Source organism: Mucilaginibacter sp. P4_G9 (assembly GCF_056400985.1).
The window spans coordinates 1-585 of the sequence record NZ_JBFUKF010000940.1 but is presented as its reverse complement, the minus strand read 5'-3'; the positions used below and the strand labels follow the sequence as shown (position 1 = coordinate 585).

Annotated in this window: 2 protein-coding genes; both read right to left on the bottom strand. The window is 33.7% G+C overall.

What is annotated here, in order from left to right; all coding sequences use genetic code 11:
- A partial coding sequence (locus AC1DPZ_RS28690) for a glycosyltransferase family 2 protein (protein WP_477409948.1) occupies nt 1–239 on the bottom strand: 239 nt, incomplete at its 3' end.
- 55 nt (nt 240–294) lie between these two features.
- Nucleotides 295–585, bottom strand: a 291-nt coding sequence (locus AC1DPZ_RS28685) for a hypothetical protein (RefSeq protein ID WP_477409946.1), incomplete at its 5' end; no start/stop codon positions are given.

Below are 585 nucleotides of genomic sequence, written 5' to 3'. Positions count from 1 at the left end.
CCCCTATTCCTCGCAGCCGGAGCTCCCTGATTTTCCTGTTTGTAGTAAACGAGCTCACATCCCAAAACTTTCCCGGCAATATATTTTTCTATAACTTCCGCCGTATTGTCAGTAGAACCATCGTCTACAACTATTATCTCTATATTAGGGTACGACTGATTAGTAATACTATTTAAGCAATTAATTATTTTATCAGCCCTGTTATATGTAGGAATAATAACTGAAACACGAGTGTCCATAGGTTATATCCTTAATTAAAATACAATTTAAATGTGTTAAATAATATCATCATAGTTACAAATTGAAAACTATATTCCACATTTCATTAGATTTTTCTTCAAGTGATTTTATTACCGATGGCTTAACATGATATTTACTTTCCGGATTACTTAAAGCCTCGGTAATTTTTTTCTTGGCTAATTCCAGATCATTCGTATCTAACAAATTTTCACTTACACCATAGTCAGCAAGTAATTCAGGATATTTATGACTCCATCCTGTACTAAATGTACAAACGCCTTGTGATAGGCCACTTACAACACCATGAAACCGGGATGAAATAAGCACCTTCATTTTACTGATAAT